23 protein-coding genes are annotated in these 24,159 nt (G+C 54.1%); 18 read left to right on the top strand and 5 right to left on the bottom strand.

What is annotated here, in order from left to right:
- The first annotated feature begins 11 nt into the window (after positions 1-11).
- The 9 genes from ABC395_RS17930 to ABC395_RS17890 all read left to right on the top strand — a co-directional run bounded on the left by ABC395_RS17930 (position 12) and on the right by ABC395_RS17890 (position 8,847).
- A complete protein-coding gene (locus tag ABC395_RS17930) occupies positions 12-788 on the top strand; it encodes an ABC transporter ATP-binding protein (RefSeq protein ID WP_413005149.1) in 777 nt (258 codons plus the stop codon).
- Positions 785-2,071 carry an ABC transporter permease gene (locus ABC395_RS17925; RefSeq protein ID WP_413005147.1) on the top strand — a complete coding sequence of 429 codons (1,287 nt, stop codon included), beginning with the start codon at positions 785-787 and terminating at the stop codon, positions 2,069-2,071. Before ABC395_RS17930 ends, ABC395_RS17925 begins: the two co-directional genes overlap by 4 nt.
- Before the next feature lie 89 nt (positions 2,072-2,160).
- Positions 2,161-3,009, top strand: a complete 849-nt coding sequence (locus tag ABC395_RS17920; RefSeq protein ID WP_413005145.1) for a hypothetical protein — start codon at positions 2,161-2,163, stop codon at positions 3,007-3,009.
- A 240-nt stretch (positions 3,010-3,249) separates the two neighbouring features.
- Positions 3,250-3,735 (top strand): hypothetical protein, encoded by a 486-nt coding sequence (locus ABC395_RS17915; protein ID WP_413005144.1) that lies wholly within the window; start codon positions 3,250-3,252, stop codon positions 3,733-3,735.
- Between the two features lie 345 nt (positions 3,736-4,080).
- Positions 4,081-5,922, top strand: coding sequence for a translational GTPase TypA (typA, locus tag ABC395_RS17910; RefSeq protein ID WP_413005142.1), 1,842 nt, complete (start codon positions 4,081-4,083; stop codon positions 5,920-5,922).
- A gap of 105 nt (positions 5,923-6,027) precedes the next feature.
- A complete protein-coding gene (locus ABC395_RS17905; protein WP_413005140.1) occupies positions 6,028-6,324 on the top strand; it encodes a YlaH-like family protein in 297 nt (98 codons plus the stop codon).
- Between the two features lie 46 nt (positions 6,325-6,370).
- Positions 6,371-6,646, top strand: a complete 276-nt coding sequence (locus ABC395_RS17900) for a hypothetical protein (RefSeq protein ID WP_413005138.1) — start codon at positions 6,371-6,373, stop codon at positions 6,644-6,646.
- A 209-nt stretch (positions 6,647-6,855) separates the two neighbouring features.
- Positions 6,856-7,308, top strand: a complete 453-nt coding sequence (locus ABC395_RS17895; protein ID WP_042232411.1) for a pyridoxamine 5'-phosphate oxidase family protein — start codon at positions 6,856-6,858, stop codon at positions 7,306-7,308.
- 207 nt (positions 7,309-7,515) lie between these two features.
- The gene (locus ABC395_RS17890; protein ID WP_413005136.1) at positions 7,516-8,847 is read left to right on the top strand and encodes a PhoH family protein; all 1,332 of its coding nucleotides are present in this window, start codon (positions 7,516-7,518) and stop codon (positions 8,845-8,847) included.
- A gap of 79 nt (positions 8,848-8,926) precedes the next feature.
- Here the strand turns inward: ABC395_RS17890 and ABC395_RS17885 are convergent, their stop codons facing one another.
- The 3 genes from ABC395_RS17885 to ABC395_RS17875 all read right to left on the bottom strand — a co-directional run bounded on the left by ABC395_RS17885 (position 8,927) and on the right by ABC395_RS17875 (position 11,773).
- On the bottom strand, positions 8,927-9,451 hold the full coding sequence (locus tag ABC395_RS17885) for a hypothetical protein (protein ID WP_413005134.1): 525 nt from the start codon (positions 9,449-9,451) through the stop codon (positions 8,927-8,929).
- Between the two features lie 137 nt (positions 9,452-9,588).
- Positions 9,589-10,683, bottom strand: a complete 1,095-nt coding sequence (locus ABC395_RS17880; RefSeq protein ID WP_413005132.1) for a coiled-coil domain-containing protein — start codon at positions 10,681-10,683, stop codon at positions 9,589-9,591.
- A gap of 94 nt (positions 10,684-10,777) precedes the next feature.
- Entirely contained in the window at positions 10,778-11,773 is a 996-nt protein-coding gene (locus ABC395_RS17875) for a hypothetical protein (protein WP_413005130.1), read from the bottom strand.
- A gap of 91 nt (positions 11,774-11,864) precedes the next feature.
- On the opposite strand from ABC395_RS17875, the gene ABC395_RS17870 reads away from it, so the two are divergent.
- Positions 11,865-13,031, top strand: coding sequence for a class I SAM-dependent methyltransferase (locus ABC395_RS17870; protein ID WP_413005129.1), 1,167 nt, complete (start codon positions 11,865-11,867; stop codon positions 13,029-13,031).
- Positions 13,032-13,450: 419 nt separating this feature from the next.
- Here ABC395_RS17870 and ABC395_RS17865 read toward each other — a convergent pair whose 3' ends face one another.
- On the bottom strand, positions 13,451-13,681 hold the full coding sequence (locus ABC395_RS17865; RefSeq protein ID WP_009671348.1) for a DUF2626 domain-containing protein: 231 nt from the start codon (positions 13,679-13,681) through the stop codon (positions 13,451-13,453).
- A 378-nt stretch (positions 13,682-14,059) separates the two neighbouring features.
- Here ABC395_RS17865 and ABC395_RS17860 point away from each other — a divergent pair, with 378 nt between their 5' ends.
- The 8 genes from ABC395_RS17860 (at position 14,060) to ABC395_RS17825 (ending at position 22,316) form a co-directional block, all read left to right on the top strand.
- A complete protein-coding gene (locus ABC395_RS17860) occupies positions 14,060-14,707 on the top strand; it encodes an RsfA family transcriptional regulator (protein WP_103993597.1) in 648 nt (215 codons plus the stop codon).
- A 162-nt stretch (positions 14,708-14,869) separates the two neighbouring features.
- Positions 14,870-15,832 carry a ketopantoate reductase family protein gene (locus tag ABC395_RS17855; protein ID WP_413005127.1) on the top strand — a complete coding sequence of 321 codons (963 nt, stop codon included), beginning with the start codon at positions 14,870-14,872 and terminating at the stop codon, positions 15,830-15,832.
- Positions 15,832-16,233 carry a DUF3397 domain-containing protein gene (locus ABC395_RS17850; protein WP_413006764.1) on the top strand — a complete coding sequence of 134 codons (402 nt, stop codon included), beginning with the start codon at positions 15,832-15,834 and terminating at the stop codon, positions 16,231-16,233. The genes ABC395_RS17855 and ABC395_RS17850 overlap by 1 nt, the downstream gene beginning before the upstream one ends.
- 419 nt (positions 16,234-16,652) lie before the next feature.
- Entirely contained in the window at positions 16,653-18,329 is a 1,677-nt protein-coding gene (locus ABC395_RS17845) for a peptide ABC transporter substrate-binding protein (protein WP_413005126.1), read from the top strand.
- Between the two features lie 105 nt (positions 18,330-18,434).
- Positions 18,435-19,367 carry an ABC transporter permease gene (locus ABC395_RS17840; RefSeq protein WP_103993601.1) on the top strand — a complete coding sequence of 311 codons (933 nt, stop codon included), beginning with the start codon at positions 18,435-18,437 and terminating at the stop codon, positions 19,365-19,367.
- A 3-nt stretch (positions 19,368-19,370) separates the two neighbouring features.
- A complete protein-coding gene (locus ABC395_RS17835; protein ID WP_326052818.1) occupies positions 19,371-20,306 on the top strand; it encodes an ABC transporter permease in 936 nt (311 codons plus the stop codon).
- Between the two features lie 14 nt (positions 20,307-20,320).
- Entirely contained in the window at positions 20,321-21,367 is a 1,047-nt protein-coding gene (locus tag ABC395_RS17830) for an ABC transporter ATP-binding protein (protein ID WP_103993603.1), read from the top strand.
- Complete coding sequence (locus ABC395_RS17825; RefSeq protein WP_413005123.1) at positions 21,360-22,316, top strand: ABC transporter ATP-binding protein; 957 nt, start codon at positions 21,360-21,362, stop codon at positions 22,314-22,316. The genes ABC395_RS17830 and ABC395_RS17825 overlap by 8 nt, the downstream gene beginning before the upstream one ends.
- A gap of 293 nt (positions 22,317-22,609) precedes the next feature.
- On the opposite strand, the gene ABC395_RS17820 is transcribed toward ABC395_RS17825, so the two are convergent.
- Entirely contained in the window at positions 22,610-23,899 is a 1,290-nt protein-coding gene (locus ABC395_RS17820; protein WP_413005121.1) for an MFS transporter, read from the bottom strand.
- Between the last annotated feature and the right edge of the window lie 260 nt (positions 23,900-24,159).

Genomic DNA, 24,159 nt, shown 5'->3' with positions numbered 1-24,159 from the left:
GCTGACACGAGATGATCAAGCTTACAGGCGTTAAAAAATCGTTCCGCCTGCCCGGTGAAGGCAGGCTTCCCATTCTATCCGTTCCGGAGTGGGAAGTCGGTGAAGGCGGGCAGCTTGCCTTGACCGGCCCAAGCGGGAGCGGCAAAAGTACCCTGCTCCATCTGCTTTGCGGCGTCCTCGCCCCGGACGAGGGAGAAATAACCGTCGACGGTGTGCCGCTGCATGCCCAATCCCAGGCGCAGCGCGACAGATTCCGTTCCGAGAAGGTGGGCATTATCTTTCAGGATTTCCATCTCATGGCTTCGCTTACGGCCAGGCAGAATGTGGAGCTTGCCCTGCCGGTAAGCATGTCGAAACCGCGCAGGCGGGAGCTCACGGCCCAGTGGTTTGAACGAGTCGGGCTGGCCGACCGGATGAATCATCTTCCCGGCCAGTTGTCCCGCGGACAGCAGCAAAGGGTCGCAATGATCCGGGCCTTGATCCGCAGTCCGAAAATCGTGCTGGCCGATGAGCCTACGGGAAGTCTGGACCGGGAAACGGCCGAGGACGTGATGCGGCTGCTCCTTGAGCTTACCGCGTCCGAGAACGCGACGCTGCTGGTCGTGACGCATGATCTTGAACTGGCGGCGGGCTTTCGGACAAGGACGCACATCGGGGAGCTCAACGAGTGGTACACGCCCAAGGAAGCGGTCCGTCCGGCAGACGGGCCGGGGCGTGACACTGCTTCGTCGTCAGACATGGACGAAGCGAGGCGGACTCCCGGCTGGAAAGGGGAAAAGCTGGGATGAGTGTCTTTCAGGTTATTTGGCGCAATGCGCTTCACCGTAAAACGTTGTCGGTCCTGACGATGCTTTCCGTCGCCCTGACGGCCGCTTTGCTGCTGTTCGTACTGATGTGGAACGAGGGCGTGGAGAAAGGCGCCGAGAAAGGATATGGTCCTTTCGAGCTTACGATGGGTGCGGAGGGGAGCAAGACCCAGCTTGCGATGAGCACTTATTATCACATCGGGGCGCCCACGGGGAATATACCGAACACCCTGTACGAACAGGTGAAAAAAGAACCCGAAGCGGAAGAAGTGTTTGCCGTAACGACGGGCGATAATTTGAACGGCTATCCCATCGTCGGCGTAGACGCGAGATATTTTGCCGTCCGGTACGGGGATAAGCAGCTCGCTTCAGGAAGCTTGTACGGCGGGCTCGGTGAAGCGGTTATCGGCTCGCATGCGGCACGTACGCTCGGTCTGAAGGTGGGAGACACCTTCAAGGGCGGGCACGGCCTCGTTCATTCCGCCGAAGAAACGGGAGAGCATGCGGAAGAGCACCATGAGGAAGAGAGCGGCTCGCATGCGAACGCAAGTGATGGAGGCGAACATGCGGGCGGGCAAGGCGGACATGACGAGCATGAAGGGCATGAAGCTTTCATGTACAAGGTTGTCGGCGTCCTGCCGCCTCTGCATTCTCCCGATGACCGTGCCGTGTTTACGACACTCGACTACGCCTGGGCGGTCCACGGGGAAGCGGCGCAGCAGGAACGCGAAGTGACCGCGCTTATGGTTAAGCCGAAGTCGCTTCTCGGCGCCCAGTCGCTGAAAAATAAATACGACGCGATGACAGGCCTTCAGGCCATGTATACCGGCAAAGCTGTCGCGGATGTCGTAAATGTGGTGGATAAAGGCACCCAGGTCGTCCAGATCGTTACGTACCTGTGCGTTCTTCTGGCCGCCTTGACCCTGCTGTTGTCTCTGCTGGCGGCCGCAAATGAACGCCGCAAAGATGTCGCCCTGCTGCGCCTGATCGGGAAGCCGGGACGCTATGTATGGATGGCGCTTGTCGGCGAAGGTGTTTTTCTGACCGCGGGAGGCTTGGTTGTCGGCCTTCTGCTCGGTCATGCCGCCGGGGCGGCGGGGAGCTCCCTGCTGTTCGATTTCGCCGGCATCCAGATCGATCCGTGGTCGCTTGCGCCCGGCGAGCTGGTTCTGGCAGGAGGAGCCGTCCTGCTTGGCATAGGAGCGTCCGCGATTCCGGCCTGGCAGGTTTACCGGGTGGACCCGTTGTATCTGTTCCGTTCCTGAGCCGGAGCAAGCGACAGGGGCGCTCCTGACCGTAAAAACCCTAAAGGCTTCACAGCAATTCCATTCGTTTATGTAGGAGGAGATTCATAGTGAACTATACCCGCACGCTCTTGACGATTCTCGCCGCCGCGCTCCTGACATCCGCCTGCGGCAAAGAAGAGGCGCCGAAGCCTGCCGCGCAGTCGTTCGGCTCCGCATCGGCCCCGCAGACGCCGGCCCCTACCGGCGCGGCCCCCGCCGCAGTGACGGCTCCCGCGGGCAGCGCCGCGCCGGAGGCGGCGCCTGCGCCGGGCACAGGCGCTGCGGGCGGACCGCCGCCGTCCGCCGGCGAGGCCGCCGGAGCGTCTACGGCGTCCGCAATGCCCGCCTCGGCGCCGCGGCAGAGTCCCGCGCCGGGCGCGGCAGCCCCGGGCGGCGCCGTATCGCCGTCCGCGGCCCCTTCCGGCGGAGCGCCCGCCGGAACCGCACCTGCGGCAAGCGCGCCGCCGCAGAAGAACGCGTCCGCCGGGACCGGCACCGCGGACAAGACACAGGCCGCCGCGAAGCCGACGGCGGCTCCGGCCAAATCTTCGTCCCCCGTGCTGAAGTGGACGGAGTTCTTCGACGACGAGAAGCAGGCGACGCCGTCGGATAAGTTCTGGGATCTCAACGGCAAAAACGTGGAGATCCGGGGATTTATGGGCGAAGTCCTGTCCTTCGACAAGCACTGGTTTCTGCTTATTCCGGCTCCCGGAGCGGAATGTCCTTTTGACAACGGCGACGAGACGTACTGGAACAAGATTATGATCGTATTCGTGCCAAAGGAGACGAAGCTGCGCTATACGTCAGGCCCCCTCAAAATCAAGGGAAGACTAGACGTCGGCATCAAAGTCGACGAGTCCGGCTACAAAACGATGTTCCGGCTCTACGACGCTTCTTTCGAATCGATAAAAGAATAGCATGTCTCCGTTTCCGCCCGAGGATTGGCTCTAGCCAGCATTTCCCGTTTGCGATAAACTGGAAATAAAAAGCGTGTCGATACCGGGCGGAAATGCCGTTCCACGCTCCACGCGGCACGGCGGGACGGATGCCGGAATTCCCGGATATGGGGATGGCGAAGCGTAAAGCTTCACCGCAGGCCGGGGCAGTCACAGCTCCGTTATCCGCCAAGGTGTCGTCCGAATACAGGGGGATCGCAGATGTCGAACAAACCGTTATCTATGGGAATCATACTCGTCGGGGTGGCTTTGGTTCTGCTGCTCGGAAAAATCGGCTTTTTCACGTTTATCGGGGCGCTTCTGTGGCCGCTTGTGCTTCTTGTGCTGCCCGGACTCGTGCTGCATGCCCTCGTCTTCAACCGGACATTGCCGTCCGCGGCAGTCTTTCCGGGCGGCGTTCTCGTTACGTACGGCATTCTCTTTTTCCTGTGCAGCCTGTTCGGCTGGGGGCTCATGTCCATCCTGTGGCCGGGTTTCATTTTCGGAATCGCGGTCGGTCTCTACGAACTCGTTTATTTCGAAAAAGGCCGGGATAACGGGCTGCGGGTGATTGCCATCGCGCTGGCGCTCGTCTCCGTTGTGCTGCTGCTCTTCAACCTGGTGTTTACGGTAAGCATCTACGTGTTTATCGTCCTCCTGCTGGCGGCCGGCGCCGTACTGATCGTATCGGGCAAAAGAATCTGGTAACGTGTAAAAAAGTGTGGAAATCGGAGGAGAAATACCTCTTTTACTGCCGAAAAACCTTGCTTTTAGAAGTTCTATCGCGTATAATCGGAACGTTGTAGCGTCGGAATGCATCCGGCGCTTATTTTGAAACAGAACCCGGTCGGGTGCTTCTACGGTTCTCGCAGCCGTCCCGGCAGACCGCCCGGTATACAAAGCTGTCCCAGACAGGCATGTTCCCCGGAAAGCCGAAGCTTCGGCTTACGGCCTTTCCGCGTCACATACGGTACCACAACGTTTATGTCAAGCATCATGGCTTTGCCCATTCAATAAAAGCGCGCTGCGCCCAAGGAGAGAGGACCTACCTTTATGTTTCCCAGAGAGAAAATCCGCAACATCGCGATCATTGCCCACGTTGACCACGGTAAAACCACGCTAGTCGATAAGCTGCTTCAGCAATCCGGTACATTCCGCGAGAACGAAGCCGTTCAGGAACGCGCCATGGATTCCGGCGATTTGGAACGGGAACGCGGCATCACCATTCTTGCCAAAAACACGGCCATTAACTATAAAGACCACTTGATCAACATCATGGATACTCCGGGTCACGCCGATTTCGGCGGCGAAGTGGAACGGATTATGAAAATGGTTGACGGTGTTCTTCTGGTCGTCGATGCTTTCGAAGGCACGATGCCGCAGACGAAGTTCGTGCTCCGTAAAGCACTCGAGCAGAACCTGACTCCGGTCGTCGTCGTGAACAAAATCGACCGTCCGAACGCCCGTCCGCTCGAAGTTATCGACGAAGTGCTGGATCTGTTCATCGAGCTCGGCGCCAATGACGATCAGCTGGAATTCCCGGTTGTATACGCATCCGCCCTGCAGGGCACGTCCAGCCTGGATCCGGAGAAGCAAGGCGAGAACATGCTGGATCTGTACGAGACGATCGTCAGCCATATCCCGCATCCGACCGAAAGCGTGGACGAGCCTCTTCAATTCCTCGTTACCCTGATGGACTTCAACGAATATCTCGGAAGAATCGGGATCGGCCGTGTGAACCGCGGTATCATCAAGCAGGGCCAATCCGTAGCGGTTATGACCCGCGAAGGCGGCATGAAGCAGGCGCGCATCGAGAAGCTGTTCGGTTTCCAAGGCTTGAAGCGCGTGGAAATCGAGCAGGCCGGCGCCGGCGACATTATCGCGATCTCCGGTATTAAAGACATCAACATCGGCGAAACGATTGCCGATCCGGCTAACCCGGAAGCACTGCCGGTTCTGAAAATCGACGAGCCTACGCTGCAGATGACGTTCATCGTCAACAACAGTCCGTTCGCGGGCCGCGAAGGCAAATGGGTGACTTCCCGCAAGCTTCGCGAGCGTCTGTTCAACGAGCTGGAAACGGACGTTTCCCTGCGCGTGGAAGAAACCGACAGCCCGGATATGTTTATCGTATCGGGACGCGGCGAGCTTCACCTCGGTATTCTTATCGAGAATATGCGCCGTGAAGGCTTCGAGCTTCAAGTTTCCAAGCCGGAAGTCATTATCCGTCAAATCGACGGCCAGAAAATGGAGCCGATCGAGCGTCTTCTGATCGACGTACCGGAAGACAGCATGGGCGCCGTTATGGAAAGCCTCGGAACGCGCAAAGCCGAAATGGTGAACATGGTGAACCACGGCAACGGCAACGTCCGTCTGGAGTTCCTGATCCCGGCCCGCGGCCTGATCGGGTACCGGACGAACTTCCTGACCCTGACACGCGGCTACGGTATCATGAACCATGCTTTCGACAGCTACGGCCCTTATGCCGGCGCAGGTGTCGGCGGCCGTCACGAAGGCGTGCTCGTGTCCATGGAGAACGGTGTAGCCACCACTTACGGCCTGATGTCGATCGAAGACCGCGGTACGCTTTTCGTAACGCCGGCTACCGAAGTGTACGAAGGCATGATCGTCGGCGAGCATACGCGCGATAACGATATCGTCGTTAACATTTGTAAAGAAAAACAGCTGAACAACATCCGTTCCGCAGGGAAAGACGATACCGTTAAGCTGAAAGTGCCGAGAATCTATTCTTTGGAGCAGGCTCTCGAATATCTGAACGATGACGAGTATTGCGAAATCACGCCGAAGTCGATCCGTCTTCGCAAGAAGATTTTGAACAAGAACGAGCGTGAACGCGCGGAGAAACAGCGCAAAACCGCTGACGCCAACGCGTAAACAATTGAATCCATCTTTTCACCCACGAAGGGAAATAAGCGGGAATTTGTGTTCCTTCGCCTTATTTCCCTTCTTTTTTAACTATACAAAGGGGGTTGCAGCGATATGTATCAATGGTTTGCCGAAAATTTTTGGCTGACGTGCCTCATTATCTTTATCATGATGTCTTTCGTGTATAACAAGGTTTTCCGTACACGCAGACTGCCGGTTTTGAAAGCGCTGATCGTTTACCTCTTGCTTGCGCTGGGTTCGTTTATGCTTACGTTTTTCCAAGTGCTCGGACCGCAAATTCCGATTGTCCCTTCGCTCGCCGTAGCGATTTTACTTATGGTGATTCTGCGGATCCGTTATTTTGTCGAAGGACGGCGCAAAAAGAACGACTCCGGACAAACGGGCCGGTAACGAAGACAAGGATATACCAATATTCTAAACCGGGGGGCCGAGAACGATGACGCTTCAGGACGCTCTGTTCAACTGGCTGCAGATCCTCATTGTGGCCGAGGCAAGACCTCTAGATGAGGCGGCCCGCAAAACGGCCGACTTTTTCGAAGAGATTTTGCGGGAAGATCATGGTTTAAGCGAATTTGAGAAAACGGAGGCGGATGAACATCGTCTTCGGATCGATTATGTGCGGGAGGGTGAGAAGCAGTCCGCCTTCTTCGATCGTGAGCAAGCCCAGCGCCTGCTGGCCGATATCGATTCTAACCCCAAGTATAACGAATAGCGGACTTTTCGCGTCCGGATAGACAAGGATGACATATCTTCCTTGTGGAGACGAATACAATGATTGTATCTGTCGCTAAAGGAGTGTGAATCCGTATCTGACCGCTGCTGTACATAGCGTGAAGCTTTTTCCGTGTGATATACTGAGATCAGGCGGGCCTTGGTTCGCTAACAGCACTTATTTAAAATGATGCAGGAGGCGCTGCAGGCATGGCAGAAGAAATTACAGCTCTCTCGGAACAATTGATTGCGGAATTTCAAAAGGAAAAGCTCGTCCTGCTGCATACGATCGACTCGGAAACGGGAGCGCCCACGGCCAATGCCATTTCGTGGGTATATGCGCCGGACCCGGGGAGAATACGCTTTGCTGTTGACAAGCGTTCCCGTCTGATTGCCAACTTGGAGAAAAACCCGTCGGCTACCGTTACGATGATTGCCGCGGGGACCGTACACGCTATTTACGCGGAAGCCGCGCCGGCAGCCGAAGTTCTTGAAGGGGTTCCCTTCAAGCTGGCCTGCTATGATCTGAACATCCGTGCCGTCCGCGACGCGATGTTCTATGGCGCCCGTATTTCCGTAGACCCGGAATTCGAGAAAACGTATGACAAACGTGCAGCCGACAAGCTGGACGGACAAGTATTTGAAGCGATGAAAAAAGCCTAGGCACTTTTGTGCCCGGGCTTTTTGTCACTTTGGCGCTTTGTCTGAAAATGCCGTTTTCTGCGGAATCGGGGAATGCGGATGAGCTGAACAATAACCGGAAGCCGCCCGGAATCGATCTGCGGAAAGGGAGCAAACCTGTAGCTTTTCCTCCGGGGCCGTATCGTGGTAACCCCGTAAACATTACAGATTCGGGAGGGAATTTCGGGAATGAAAAAAATTTTCGTGCTCGATACCAACGTACTGCTGCAGGATCCGAACGCGATGTTTTCTTTTGAAGATAACGAGGTCATCATACCGGCCGTTGTGCTGGAAGAAATCGATTCCAAGAAGCGTAACGCCGACGAAATCGGACGCAATGCCCGGATGGTTTCCAGACTGCTGGACGCGATGCGGGCACGGGGGCGGCTGCATGACGGAATTACGCTCGACAGCGGAGGCAGCCTGAAAGTGGAGCTGAATCACAAGAGCTTCAACAAAATGCAGGAAGTCTTCGCCGAAGTGACCAACGATAACCGGATTATAGCGGTGGCGCTTAATTACCGGACGGAGGAACAGACGAAATCCGAGCCGCGCCCCGTTATCCTGGTCAGCAAGGATACGCTCGTCCGTATCAAGGCGGATGTGCTCGGTCTGACCGCACAGGATTACTTGAGCGACCGTGTCGTGTCCGATCATGAAATGTATGCGGGTGCCACGACGCTTCATGTTCATCCGTCCGTCATCGACGAGTTCTACTCGTTCCGGTTCCTGAGTGTGCCCGCGCTTAATCTGGGCTACCGGCTGAACCCGCACGAATTCGTCATTCTCCGGGATGAACTGGGCACCTCGAAATCAGCGCTGCTCAAAACGTCGTCCGACGGCAAAAAGCTGGAGCCGCTTTTCTTATCCAACGAGCCGGTATGGGGAATCGCCGCACGCAACGCTCAACAGCGGATGGCCCTGGAGCTGCTTCTGAATGACGACATTTCTTTCGTCACTCTCTCGGGCAAGGCCGGCACCGGCAAAACCTTGCTGACGCTGGCGGCGGGACTGCTCAAAGTGGAAGATGAGCGTAAATACAAAAAATTGACGATCGCTCGTCCGGTTGTTCCCATGGGGAAAGACATCGGCTACCTGCCGGGTGAGAAAGACGAGAAGCTCCGGCCCTGGATGCAGCCCATTTACGACAACCTGGAATTTCTCTTCGATACGAAAAAAGCGGGCGATATCGAGAAAATACTCGCCGGACTCGGCAGTATTCAGGTAGAAGCTCTGACTTATATCCGCGGACGCTCGATTCCGGGACAGTTCATTATTATCGACGAGGCGCAGAATCTTTCGAAGCACGAAGTGAAAACGATCGTATCCCGCGTAGGCGAAGGGAGCAAAATCGTTCTGCTGGGGGATCCCGGCCAGATCGATCATCCTTACCTGGACGCGGCCAGCAACGGTTTGACCTATGCGGTCGAGAGGTTCAAGCAGGAAGAAATCAGCGGACACGTGACACTGGAAAAAGGTGAGCGCTCCCATCTTGCCCAGTTGGCGGCCGATCTGCTGTAGCGCGCAAAAAAAGCGGCGGGGCTAAGCCCTGCCGCTTTTTGCTGTGCCTGCCGGAGATTTCCGGTCCGGCACTTCTTATTCAAGAGATGACAAAATCCACCGTACAGCCGTAAGCGCGGGCGGTCCGGCCCATCAGTTCGTCATGCTGGCGGTCCACCGCGAAATGAAGACCGTCCGCTTCGTGAAACCGGACGATCACGTATTCATCCATCTGCCGCTGCGCCAGCTCAGGTTCCGCTTGGGATGCGGTTTTCATGGGAGAATCCGGATCTTGCACTGCGCCTGTTCCGAGGCGGAAAACGGCGATGCCGGGTTCGTACAGGTAAAGGTGCCCGGCGCCGCTTTCAAAACCGTAATCCGAAAAATGTCCCGTCCGTTCCGCATGGGGAGGAAGCAGCACGAGATTCATCGGCTCGGCTTCATAACCGTGCCGGCTGACGAGCTCTTGCGCTTGCTTTAGCTCTTCCTCACGGTTAAAAATAAAGATTTCTTTATCCTGATCGAACAGTTCGACAATTTCCTTAAGTTCGGGATAAAACGGGGCGGAGTCTGCCGCCGATCCGTCTTGGCCGAAATCCACGATAAGGGCGGGTTTAAGCTGCATCGTCAATTCCTCGCTTTCATATCCGGCACATTCACGTTCACCCGATGAAGACGATCCTTCATTCCGTGTATCTCGTCAGCCTTACGGACAATAAACACCGGTTCTGCAAAGCGGCGGATAATCCTCACGGGACCGGCTTACCAGTTCAGCCCGAGCTTAATGGCCAAAAGCCCGTCTTCGAGCGTAATTTGATCCACGGAAACGAAGGAGAACAGCTTCTTGGGATAAATGCGCAGATTAAATTCCTTTTCCAGTGATTTACCCGTTGTATCGGGCAGTTTAAACCCATTGAACACTAATTCCTGTACGCGGAAGGCGATGACGGGCTGGTCGCCGTCTTTTTCCATTTCGTATGTACCTTTAATGGAGACGTCCATATCGTCTTTGGTGCCGAAGGCCATGACACCGTCCGGCTTGAACTGGAACGTGAGATCGTCGAACTTGCTGTCTTTGCTGCGCAAAAATGCGTTAAGCTGATGATCGGTCATCTGAAATTTGCCGCCGCCCTGTTCCAGGGTCAAATGGCTGTCTTTGCCGCCGGGTGTGAGAAGTTCCGGGAAATAATCCATCACACCGGCCAGCGAGCGGAAATAAGTACGGAACAAAGGCAGTCCTTCCTGTTCCCAGCGCCCGTTGAGTTCCTGGATCAGTGCGAGAATAAGTTCGCTTCTTCCGCTGGCGTCAAGCTCCCGGTTCAGTTCGGACTGGAGGGCGAGAATCCGCTCTTTCTGCTTAATATAATTCTCTTTGGTTTTCTGCAGATCGGTGCGCTGATTCGCCAGTTTCGTTTTCATCGTGCCCAGTTCACGGTAGGCGTCCTGGTGAGCCGTGAGCGAACGGTGATCATGATCAAGGATGATGTCCAGATACTCGTACGTTTTGAGGAGATCCGGCAGCGAACGGACCGACAGCAGGACGGACCAGATCGATTCGCGCTCTCCGGCATAGTAGGAGCGGATGACCTTGCCCGCTCTTTTTTTCGCCTCTTTAACGATGATTTCCTGGGCGGCGATCTTTTTCTCTGTTTCGCTCATTTGATCGCCGAGTTTGACGTCTTCCTCCGCTAGGCGGTCGATTTCACGGTCGATTTCATGGACCGTTAGCCCTTTCTGCAAGAGCGCTTCGGTCTCTTTCTTTTCCGCTTCCGTATATTCCGCACGAACCGGAAGATAGAGAAGACTTGTCCCGAGCAGAAGGGTACAGATGGTGAGGGAAAACTTTTTCAAAATCATGTGCCGACCCCTTTAGTTCCGAAATTATCCCATTTTATGAAGATGGGTTCAAAAAAATACTTACCTCCCGCCGGCGGAAAGTAAGCAGCATGCTCTATTGTTCGCCGCCGCTGCCAAGACGCTTCAAAACTTCATCGACAGACTTTGTCTGCCGGGGCAGGGGCTTGCGGAATTCGGGCACCCGGTTCACGGCGTCGAAAGTCTGACGGAAAGAGAAGGTCTGGGCGGATGCGGAGGATTTATTTCCTCCGGGGCCGGTAAACTTAAAGTCCATTTCGAGCTTGCGCAGGAACCCTTCCTTATCGACAACGACCGTCCATTTTCCGGGAGCGGACAATTTAAACGAGCTTGCCGAGCGCCGGAATTGTGCGGCCTGGGTCTCGGTAATCAGTCCGTTTGATTCCAGAACCTCCAGCAAGCGGGGCAGCTTCTCCTGAAGCTTCTTATTCCAGGCGCCGGCGCTCATCCTGGTCACGGAGGCGGTATACGACCAGGCATCCGAACCGTCTGCCAGCTTGACTTCCCCGTCACGCTCAAACCAGGCTTCGTCGGCCCCTTCCTCCAGGAGCTTGGACAAATCGGAAGAAAGCCGTGAAAGGCGTTCCGGCACGGGAGAAGCCGAAGGTTTCGAATCCGCGCCTCTCTTGTCCCCGGCGGAAGCGGGAGATTCCGGAGGCAGCCCCAGCGATGTTACAAAATATTCGTTTTCCGGGTTGAGAAGTGGCATATGAAAAAACAATTTGTTATCTTGGAAAAGAAGAGGCACGGTAAGTTCGGCCGAACCGCTGCGTGAAGCCGCTTTAAGATCGGATTCCCACCGGATCGGGTTCAGGGATGCGGCGCCTTTCCATTCCAGCCTGCTGTCTTGGAGAAAAGAGAAGAACTGCCCGGACAGAGTGGACGAATCTCCTGCCGCAAGCCCGTCCAAATGAAGATCGGCCGCGCCCTCGAAAGCGAAGGCGTTCATCTCCGCCTGCTTGTGCAGGGCGCCTTTGACGGCAGCCTTGGCGGCTTCGCGGTCCGAACAGCCGGAAATGAGAACGGCGGGAATGGCGGCGGCTATAGAAAGTGAAATGAGTGCTTTGAACATGCAGGAAATCCCCTTCCTTTTCTACCTTTTCTATTATATCTATTCAGGTTCTATTTGTCTTTATCCCTACAATTTTCCTGGAGGCGAGAAAATGAGCGGATTTAACGGTTCCGGGGGCAATCCTCCGGGAACCGGAGAAACTGCGGCAGATGCCGGTCATCCGGAAATCGTCGCGATTTTGAGAAGAAAAATAGAAGAAGAGGGACCTCTTCCTTTTCTGGACTATATGACGATTTGTCTCTACCACCCGGAGTTCGGCTATTACCGCCGCGAAGAACCCAAAATCGGACGCGAGGGCGATTTTTACACGAGCTCCAACCTGGGGAGCTTCATGGGCGAGATCATCGCCGGCGAGCTGCTGGCTTACGCCGGGGACATGCCGTCGGGCGGACCCGTCGAATTCGTCGAATTCGGCGGAGGCACGGGCCGCCTCGCCCGGCACGTGCTGGACGCGCTGCGCAGCCGCAGCCCGGAGCGGTACGCGTCCGTTTCGATCACGTCGATCGAATCGAGCGCGTACCACCGCGCCCTGCAGCGGGAGACGCTGCGGGAGCATGCGGACCGCCTCCGGTTTCTGACGGAGGCGGAGTGGCTTGCCGAGCCGGCCGGCGAGGGCGTGTTCGCCGTCGCCAACGAGCTGGCGGACGCGATGCCGGTGCACCGCGTCCGCTGCCGGGACGGCCGGCTCGAGCTCGGTGCGGTCGGATGGGACGACAGCACCGGGTTTACCGAGCGGTGGCTGCCGCTCGGGGAAGATCACCCGGCCGCGCTGCATCTCGGCCGCGAGGGCATCCGCCTGGCCGACGGGCAGCAGGCGGAAGTGAACCCGGGCGTGGGGGAGTGGATTACCCGCGCCGCGGGGCGCATCGGCAGCGGACGGCTGCTGATGATCGACTACGGCGATACCGCCGCGGAGCTCTATGCGCCCCACCGGATGAACGGGACGCTGATGTGCTACCGGCGGCATATCGCCGATGACAATCCTTACGCCGCCGCGGGGCGCAAGGATATAACCGCGCACGTCGATTTCACGGCGTGCATGCGTGCGGCCCGGGCGGCGGGATGGACCGTCGCCCGGTACGAGACGCAGCGCGAGTTCCTCGTGCGGGGCGGCATTCTCGGCCGGCTCGTGGAACATGCCGGCCGGGATCCGTTCAGCCCGGAAGCGAGGGCGAACCGGGCGATCCGGCAGCTGCTCATCAGCGACGGGATGAGCGAGCTGTTCAAGGTGCTGACGCTCCGGCGAGAAGAGGGTTGAATCCGCGCTTGATGTTCGCGGATACCGGTTTTCCGGGCAAGGGATATGGCGATGCAGGCAGGGCCTGCCTTTTTATATCATTGATAGATAAATCCGTGATAGGTCAGACAGCGCGGGCCGGCCGCCGGTTATTTTGGCTCGTTAAGCTGACTTTAGACACGGGAAACGAGACGGCAGGACACGATGGCGAGGCAGGGATTAGTAAAACGGGAAATTTCCCCTGACCCTCGTATATCGAGCTTGTTTTGGGCCCGGTTGGTTCTTAAGTAGAGGCACGGAGTGCGTGCGTACAAACAAGCTTAGTTCAGGAAGCGAGAAACGGTTGGCGGAGCGGGCGATAGGCCTCCGTGTCCAACGAAAAAAAGGTGATCCGCGAGTTCAATCGCGAATCACCTTTTTTGCTCAAGCGCCGTATGTAATTAGAGCGGCATTTTGAACACGGACCAGTACGTGAATCCGGTAAACGAAATAACCATATAGCCCCAGAACAATACGATGTATGTACGCTCCGACAGCTTCAGATAGCCAAGTAGTACGAATACGACGGTTTGAAAAAAGAACAGCATGGACATGGGATACATTTCTCCCGCCAGACTCATCAGGGCGATCACCAGAGTCCAGAAACCCAGAACTCGGAACATGCGATCCATGAAAAACTTCCCCCTCTCCTACCACGATGCGAAATAATCTAATCTTCATTATACCCAGCAGACCCTATAGTGTAAACATCCAATCGTCCACCTTTGTTAAAAAGTTGTGACAAGCATTGCCAGTTCGGGTGAAATCTCCCGTGGTTGTCTCTTAACCGGTCTTCTTTTTAGGTATGAGTGTCATAAAAAATGGAAATACCAAATAGTATCAAATAGATTCTATGAAATCTGCCAGGGGCATAGAGATATTACGAGCGGAGCCGTTCACGGATAAATCTCCTGCCCGGCTTATGAACGGTCCGGCCGATTGGGCGTGGAAGTCGAATGCGCGGTAGGACGTGATCTATTTTGGACAATAGGTTAGGAGGATTGTAAAACATGACGGCAATCAGGCAGGATGCTTGGAGCGATGAAGATGATTTGATGCTCGCGGAGGTAACGCTGCGCCATATCCGGGAGGGCAGCACTCAACTGGCCGCGTTTGAAGAAGTGGGGGAGCGTATCGGGCGGACGGCCGCGGCATGCGGGTTCCGGTGGAACAGCTTCGTACGCAAAAAATACGAGGCCGCCATTTCCATTGCGAAATCCCAGCGGCAGAAAAGAGCGCAGCAGAAAAAGCATGCGGCCGTTTCTACTATTTCCGGGGGAGCTTCGCTTGCCGTTCTGGACGTTCTGGATCCGTCAGGCCGCGAAGTAACGGAAGAGGCTCTTTCCATTGATGCGGTAATCCGCTTCCTGCGGCAGTGGAAGCAGACATATCAGGATCTGATGCGTCATATCAAACAGATGGAGCGCTCTTTGAACGACAAGGAAGAGGAGCTTTCCAAATACCGCAGAGAGAACGAGCAGCTCAATAAGCAGGTCAATGAAGTTGAAACCGATTACCGGGTTGTCAACGATGATTATAAGGCACTTATCCAAATTATGGACCGTGCCCGGAAAATGGCTTTTTTAGTAGAAGAAGAGGAAGAGAGCAAGCCGAGGTTCAAGATGGACGCAAACGGCAATTTAGAGAGAATAGATTAAAAATCTTCCTGGGAATCCTTCCGGTTTACTGCCGGGGGGATTATTTTTTTTTGAGGCGTCAAGAAGGATTCCGCCGCCCTTGCGGTGAATGGCTGAAAAACGGCAAACCATGCAGGCAGGAATAAGAAGCGGAATGCAAAATAAGATGAAGGAGTGGGAGCCATGCGGATAGAAGTTGTCGGAGGCGGCTCGCTGGGACTGCTGTTTGCGGCCAAACTGGCGGCAGCCGGCTGCCGGGTGAAGCTGGTTACGAGGAGCAGGGAACAAGCGGAAGCCGTAAACAAGAGCGGTATCCGTGTGGAGGGCCGGACGGAGCTAAAAGCTGAAGTTCCCGCAATCGCTTTTCGGGATGCCATGAGCGGTTTGGAATCCGCGGATGCATCCGAAGGGAGGCTTATTCTCCTGGCGGTAAAACAGACGGCTATTACGGAAGAATTGGCTGCTTATCTGATTTCTTCCATGGAGAGTGGCGCGGGGCTTGTTTCGCTGCAGAACGGGATCGGCCACTGGGAGAAGCTCGACAGCGAGAAAGCCCGTCCTTTCATGATCCAGGCCGTGACCACGGAGGGGGCAAGACGTTTGTCGCCATGGGAAGTGGCCCACACGGGCCGCGGCTGGACACGGATCGGCCGTATTCATGACAAGGATACGGAACCGTATCCGGTGAAGACTCCGCAAATAAATTTGAAAACGGTTGGAGATTGTCTGGAGCAAGCAGGATTTGACGTTTGTGTGTCGAAGAGTATAGAGCGCCATATATGGAGCAAGCTTTTGATCAATGCGGTGATTAATCCGCTGACGGCTCTGCTCCGGATTCCTAACGGGAAACTGCCTGAGACTTCGGACTCACTGCTGCTGATGAGGCGGCTCTTCGAGGAAGGAAGGGATCTGGCGCTTACACAGCACGTGACGGTGGAAGAATCTTTATGGGACGAAATCCTGGAAGTTTGCCGGAAGACGGCTGTCAACCGATCTTCGATGCTGCAGGATATTGCGGCGGGCAGGACGACGGAAATTGAGGCGATCACGGGAAGTCTGCTCGGTATTGCGGAGCGGGCCGGGATGTCCGTGCCCACTCATGAAACCGTATACCGGCTGATTAAAGCTGCGGAGCAAAGTGGGTGATGATGGGATTGGATTCATTCATAGACGGATTATCCAGCATATATGCGGTACTCGCTATGCTCCCTTTTCTTTCCTTTGTAATGATATGGATAATCGTATATATTGTAACCAAAGAAAAGAAAAAATCCACCCGGATTACTATGGATCTCACGACCTTCCTGCTGCTCGGCTCCGTCGCATCGCTGTGGAATTCTTTGTTCTCCAGCTCGTTCGGATTATGGTTTCTTCTGCTGGTCATTCTCATCGTTTTCGGGCTTATAGGCGGATACCAGAATGACAGGAAAGGGAAGATAGAACTGGGGAAATCGCTGCGCATCGTATGGCGTCTCAGTTTTATGGGACTTTCTCTTCTGTATGTCATGTTTATGGTGGTTCGCATGGGGACGGCTGTTCTGGGATAGCGGTCTCCCTTTTGCCGACATGAATTGACCGCAGTTCAACTAATTGCCGAATTAACGCTCTAAAGCAGTGCTGGCGCAGGTTAGGCGCGGTTCTGAAGTCTCAAATACTCGATCCTATGTAGAAAATTACAAGTAGATTTTATTGACCTTTGGTTGTATAATAGGTAATTAGTAACAGTTTAGCCTTTACAGCATTTTAACATTTTTGCAAGAGAAAGTTCTTTTTCATAAAAAGATTCTGGACTTCCTGACAAACTGTGTTATAAAATGTAACATGTAAGGGCGAAAGGCCGATATTGTCGCTTTAGCTCGGAGAAGTGCCTTAATTAGGGGAAGCGGTGTCATTGGAAAATTCAAAATTTTCCGTCAAACACCTTTAACCATAAGATTTATTATTCAAAGGGAGGAATAATTACCGTATGAAAGCTAAAAAGTGGGTTTCCACTGCGGTTGCACTGACGCTGGTCGGCAGCATCGCAGCAGGTTGTGGCAGTGACGACAAGGCAGCAACGGGGGATAACGGCGGTACAGACAAAGCAAATGCCGCTAAGCAAGAACTTCGCATTAATTTCAATGCTGAGCCACCGGTTCTCGACAGCTCCAAAGGTACTACAAATGCAGCGTTTACAATGCTCAACGCACTGAATGAAGGCCTCTACCGTCTCGATAAAGACGGCAAACCGCAGCCTGGACTTGCAGCTGCCAAACCGGAAATTTCCAAAGACGGCCTCGTTTACACCATTAAGCTCCGTGACGCGAAATGGGCCGACGGCCAGCCGGTTAAAGCAAGCGACTTTGTTTATTCCTTCCAACGTACTCTCGACCCTAGCACTAAAGCGCAATACAACTTCATGACGGCTTGGATTAAAGGCGGAAACGACATCATTAAAGCTAAGCCTGAAGAAGTAGAAGCTAAGAAAAAAGCTCTCGGCGTAAAAGCGATTGACGAGAAAACACTCGAAATTACTCTGGAAAAGCCGGTTACCTTCTTCGAAGATCTCCTTGCTTTCCCGATCTTCTTCCCGCAACGTGAAGATCTCGTTACCAAAAACGGTGAAAAATACGGCGGCGACGCTGACAAAATTATCGGTGCAGGTCCGTTCGTTCTGAAACAATGGAACCACGACCAAAACCTCGTGTTCGAGAAAAACCCGAACTACTGGGATGCTGCCAACGTAAAACTGGAGAAACTGACGGTTAACATCGTAACGGACTCCAACAGCTCCTTGAACCTGTATGAAACCGAAGAGACAGACGTAACGAACCTGAGCAGCGACCAGTTCAAAGCGAAGTCTCAAACGGACAAAGAAAACATTAAAGTGAAGAACGAATTGACTTCGATGTACTTCATGTTCAACCAGAAGAACAAAGTTCTGGCCAACGCTAACATCCGTAAAGCTCTGACGTTTGCCGTTGACCGTGACGCTTACGTACAGACGCTGGCCAACAACGGTACTGCAGCGGCAAGAGGTCTTGTAGCCGACGGTACTCAAGACGGCAACAAGAACGAATTCCGTAAAACAGCCGGCGACACGCTTCCGAAAGCAGATCCGGCCAAAGCGAAAGAATACCTGGCAGCAGGTCTGAAAGAACTCGGCATCGACAAACTGCCTGAACTGAAGCTTCTCGGCGACGAGCAGGGCTCCGGTAAGAAATCCATCGAATTCCTGATGGGCGAGTGGGAGAAAAACCTCGGCTACAAAGCAGTCGGCGAGCCTGTTCCGCACAAACTGCGTGTAGAACGTCAAAACAAAGGCGATTACGATATCGTTCTTGCACTTTGGGGCGCTGATTACAACGATCCGATGACTTTCCTCGACATGTGGGTAACGGGCAGCGAGTTCAACAACGTTTATTACAGCAACCCTGCCTATGACGAGAAAATCAAAGCCGCTGACAAAGAAGCGGATCCGGCTAAACGTTCTCAGCTGTTGGTAGACGCAGAGAAAATCCTGATGGAAGATATGGCTGTAGGGCCTGTCTATTCCCGTAAAGTTCCTTACCTCGTGCGCAACACGGTACAAGGTCTGATCCTTCCGAACTACGGTATGGAGTGGGATGTTAAAGGGGTAACAATCACGGAAGCGAAGAAGTAATTCTTCACCTTCCTCAGCTAGCTTAATAAGCAGCTAAAGTCAGAAGGGGACGCACCTCGCGGGACGTCCCCTTCCGGCTTCATTTTTCCAAAAGGAGGACCCTATGTGTTCAGATATATCCTACAGCGGCTATTCTATGCCATCATTACACTTTGGCTCGTCATCACGGTCACCTTCGTTCTGATGAAGCTGCTTCCGGGCGATCCGTTCGGAGAAGCTGTACTGAAGATGTCCAAAGAAAACTATCAGATTCTGCTAGCACAATACGGGCTCGACAAGCCGCAATGGCAGCAGTACCTGCTTTACCTGAAACATGTTATACAAGGCGATTTGGGGGTTTCCTTCCAATTCCCGGCGCGTGATGTGACAAGCATGATCAGTTCGGGTTTCAAACCGTCTTTTGAGCTGGGCATTTACTCCATTTGTGTCGCACTCGTGTTTGGTTTGTTGCTCGGTATTATCGCCGCGCTCAACCATAACAAATGGCAGGACCGCACGGCTATCTTCATCGCTGTTGTCGGTGTGTCCATTCCGTCGTTCGTTCTTGGACCGCTTCTTGCTTACTATGTCGGCAACAAGCTGGGCTGGCTGCCCGCTGCATTGTGGAAAGGTCCTTCCTACAAAGTTTTACCGACCCTGGCTCTATCGTTCGGTACGCTTGCCAACGTGGCCAGAATGATGCGTACGTCCATGCTGGACGTATTGAATCAGGATTATATCAAAACTGCGAAAGCAAAAGGTTTGGCGAGTCACACGGTTGTATGGCGTCACACGATTCGGAATGCCATCATGCCGGTTGTCACCATTATCGGACCGGTTTTTGCGGGATTGATTACCGGTACGCTTGTTGTGGAACAGGTTTTCTCCGTTCCGGGATTAGGTAAGCAATTGGTTAATGCGATCTACTCTAATGACTATACCGTTATTTCCGGTATGACCATTTTCTACTCTGCGATTCTAATTATCGTAATTCTTATTACCGACATCCTCTACGGTTACATTGACCCGAGAATTCGTCTGGGGAAAGGCGGGAAGTAAACTATGCAAAATCCAGGACAATCGACTGTAAACGCATCCGGTAAATTTGCGCCCTTGATTAAGGACGAACATTTACAGGAGCAAATCGTCCGCCCGTCGCTGACCTACTGGAAGGATGCTTGGCGTCGACTCAAGAAAAATCGACTGGCTATGGCCGGCTTGTTTATACTCATTCTTCTGACTCTCGTTTCGATCGTGGCTCCGTTCCTGTCGCAATTTGAGTATAGTGCGACGAATCCGTCCATCGCCAACCAGAAGCCGAATTCCGTACACTGGTTCGGTACCGACGATTTGGGCCGCGATTTGTGGACACGCGTATGGTGGGGAACCCGTATTTCCCTGTTTATCGGGATTGTGGCGGCTGTCATTGACTTGATCGTCGGTGTTATCTACGGCGGTATTTCCGGTTACTATGGCGGCAAAGTCGATTCCGTTATGCAGCGCTTTATTGAAATCATTTATTCCATTCCGTTCCTGCTGATCGCCATTCTCCTTATGATGGTGCTTAAGCCGGGCATTACGTCCATTATTATCGCTTATTCGATTACGGGCTGGGTACCGATGGCACGGCTTGTCCGCGGTCAAGTTCTTCAGCTTAAGGAACAGGAGTACGTTCTGGCTTCCCGCACACTGGGCGCCAACACGGGCCGGATTATTATGCGCCACCTGATTCCGAATGCGCTTGGTATTATCGTGGTTCAAATCACGTTCGTAGTTCCTTCGGCGATATTCGCGGAAGCCTTCCTGGGCTTCATCGGTATCGGTATCCGTCCGCCGCTCGCGTCGCTCGGATCCCTTCTGTCGGACGGTGCGGCTTCCATGCGTTACTATCCGTTCCGCCTGCTGTTCCCGACAGCTGTATTCAGTCTTATTCTGCTAAGCTTCAACGTGCTCGGTGACGGTCTTCGTGACGCGCTCGATCCGAAGATGCGTAAGTAAAGGGAGGGAGTACCTTGAGTAAGCCCAAAGAAAATATTTTGGAAGTAAAGGATTTGAAGGTCTCCTTTAACACCTACGCAGGTGAAGTTCAGGCGGTTCGCGGTGTCACATTCGATCTTAGAAAAGGCGAAGTGCTTGCAATCGTAGGGGAATCCGGCTGCGGTAAATCCGTAACCTCCCAAACGCTCATGCGTCTGATTCCTTCACCTCCCGGCGTTATCAAAGGAGGCTCCATCCTTTTTGACGGTAAAAAAGGCAAGGTGGATATCACCAAGCTTTCCAATAAACAAATGGAATCCGTTCGCGGTTCCGAAATGGGCATGATTTTCCAGGATCCGATGACATCGCTCAATCCGACCATGACCGTGGGCAGACAGATCAGCGAAAGCTTGATCAAGCACCAGGGCATGACCAAGGAGCAGGCGCGTCAGCGTTCGATGGAACTTCTCCGCCTCGTCGGCCTCTCCAACGTGGAAGGCCGTATCAAGCAGTACCCGCATGAATTTTCGGGCGGTATGCGTCAGCGGGTTATGATCGCCATCGCGCTGGCCTGCAACCCGAAACTTCTTATCGCGGATGAGCCTACAACGGCTTTGGACGTTACCGTTCAAGCCCAGATCATCGATCTGATGAGAGAATTGTCCATCAAAACGGGTTCTTCCATCATTCTGATTACGCATGACCTCGGGGTCGTGGCCGAAATGGCTGAACGCGTGGTCGTAATGTACGCGGGTAAAATCGTGGAAAAAGGAACCGTAGACGAGATTTTCTATGATCCGAGACATCCTTACACATGGGGACTTCTGAAATCCGTTCCGCGTCTCGATACACGGGCGGATGAAGAATTGGTCCCGATTCCGGGAACCCCGCCCGACTTGTTCGCTCCGCCGAAAGGCTGTGCGTTCGCGGCCCGCTGCCCTTACGCGATGAAAGTATGCGTGGAGGAAGATCCGGAACATACCCAGCTTTCGGCCGAGCACAGCGCAGCCTGCTGGCTGCTCCACCCGGATGCGCCTAAAGTCGAGCGTCCCGTTGAAGTAGGAGGGAAGCAGCATGTCTGATCAAACGATCTTATCCATCCGTAATATGAAGAAGCACTTCGACCTCGGCCAGGGCAAAATCCTGAAAGCGGTCGATAACTTCTCGATCGATATCAAACGCGGCGAAACTTTTGGTCTGGTTGGTGAATCCGGCTGCGGTAAATCCACGGCAGGACGCACCATTATCCGCCTTTACGAGGCGACGGACGGCGAAGTTATTTTTAACGGCGAGAACGTTCATAAACTGAGCGGCCGTAAAATGCGCGATTTTCACCGGAACATGCAGATGGTGTTCCAGGATCCGTATGCCTCGCTTAACCCGAGAATGACGGTCGGCAACATCATCGCGGAAGGTCTTGATATCCACGGTGTCGCTACCGGCAGCAAACGCCGCGAGCGCGTAGTCGAACTGCTGGATGCGGTAGGCCTCAACGCCGAGCACGCCGGCCGCTTCCCGCACGAGTTTTCCGGCGGACAGCGTCAGCGTATCGGGATCGCCCGCGCTCTGGCAATCGAACCGCAGTTCATTATTGCGGACGAGCCGATTTCCGCACTCGACGTATCGGTGCAGGCTCAAGTCGTCAACCTGTTCAAGAAGCTGCAAAAGGACCGGGGACTGACTTACCTGTTCATCGCGCATGACCTTGCAATGGTGAAGCATATCTCCGATCGTATCGGCGTTATGTACCTGGGGAATCTGGTGGAAGTCACCACTTCCAAAGAGCTTTATGCGAACCCGCTTCACCCGTACACCGAATCTCTGCTCTCCGCGATTCCGATTCCGGATCCGGAAATCGAGCGCAGACGCGAACGCATCATCCTGAAAGGCGAGGTTCCGAGCCCGTTGAATCCGCCTAGCGGCTGTCCTTTCCGGACCCGCTGCCCTAAAGCGATGGATCAATGCGCGGTCACGATGCCTCCGATGAAAGAAGTAGAGCCGGGTCATTTCGTGGCCTGCCACTTGTACTAATCAATAATTCCTCTAACATAGAACCGCCCGTCCGATCTCCGGTTTAGGAGATGCCGACGGGCTGTTTTTTGTGTGCTGCGGCTGCTGTGCCTGTGGCCGGCAAGATGGTCGTCTCTTGTTGTGCTGCTGTGCATGAGGGCTAGCAAGCTGGGGGGGCTTGTCGTTACTGCTACTATGCCTGGGGCTCGCAAATGCAAGCCGGCCATTACTTATCATACTGCTTCCATGGCTAGGGCTGACAAGGCGATCGGTTTTTGCCGTGCTGCTGCCCGTTCCTATGTTAACGTTACGCTTTAACCCGATACGGACGCAGCCCCGCGCATAGCCTCTTCTTGGCCTTCTTTTGTAAGCGTCTCTTCAGCGGCAGCCTGCTTCGGAAGCATGATGGTGTAGAAGGCGGCGACGACTAGCATAAGAAGACCGAGTACAATATAAATCCAATCCAGCGAAACAAACCTCGGGTAGAACAAGGCGATAAGTCCGAGTGCCAGAGACTGTGCTCCCATCATCAGCGGATCGATCCACGCGTTCACCCTTCCCATCATTTTGCCGTCCACCATTTGCGGCATCCAGCCGCCTATGGCTATGTTGGCGGGTGCGATTAAAATCCCCATAAGAAGAAAGCCGATTATAAACAGCCAGACGTCATGGATATAATTGCCTACGATCACCATAAGTCCGCTGGAGGCGACGCTGCCTATGATCATGACGTGCGGCTTCATTTTTTTGGCCAAAATAGTCCCGAGAGCACTGCCGGCCAGCACCCCGACACCCAGGCAAACGGAATAGAGCGAAGCGAATTTTTCATACTCGCCGGTTGCGAGTTTATATTTCAGCGTGAACAAGGGAAGGACGGCAAAGCCTCCGTTAACGAAACCGAAAAGAATAAATCCCGTAATCATGGACAGCAGTAGAGGCTTGCTCCAGATATACCGCATGCCTTCGGCAAAATCTCTCCAAACGGTTTTAACGCTCATATCCCGCCATTTCCCGGGTCCGTTAGGCTGCTCCACCTTCTCTTCAAAGCTGCAGGAACGGATAAGGAGAGCCGAGAGGATAAACCCCAATCCGTCGATTACGACGGCCCCCTCTACTCCGATCCAGTGATAAGCCAAAGCTCCGAGGGCCGTTCCGAAAAGCATGAACAAGCCGAACACCGTCTGGTTCAAACCGGCAGCCTGCATATACTGCTCTTTGGATAAAATGCCCTGTACAAGGCCGATCTCGGCCGGGGCGAAAAATTTTGCGACCGCGCTGCGAAGGAACAGAATCAGGAACGTGAGCGGCAAAATCTCCAAAAAAAGCGAGAGGAAGAGAAGGATGGTCAGCCCGATTCGGATATAATTGGAATATAAGCAAATGGACTTCCGATTCATCCGGTCGGCCGCGACTCCGACGATAAAGAACACGAATAAGGTCGGCAGGGAATACATCATCTCCGCCAGCGTCATATAGAAAGGCTGGGAGCTGAAGCGGTCGAGCAGGAAGAAGGCAAACGCCATATTTCCGATCATGGTGCCGAGCTGTGAAAAGAAGCTGGCGGTGAACAGTTTGACAAACATACGGTTTTGGAACACATTCATCGGTATCGATCCTTTCTTTTTTCGCGCGCTAGGTTCTTTATTCATAATAGAAGATATTGGAAGAATAGAAAAGAGGCGTTCGAATGAACCATTGCTGCAGCCTGAGACGGTAAGGGCTGTAGGTCTGCAGACCGAGAAGGAGGGACAGCCTTTTTTGTACCTGATATAAAAAAATTAGCAACTTCCATTTTGACGTCAAGGTCTTTGCCGTGTACAATCAATTAAGAGTAAAAATCCGACAGTGGTTACGGGGGAGGCGG

This window comes from Paenibacillus canaveralius (assembly GCF_047238265.1).
Lineage (GTDB): Bacteria > Bacillota > Bacilli > Paenibacillales > NBRC-103111 > Paenibacillus_F.
This window is presented reverse-complemented; position numbering and strand designations above follow the sequence as displayed.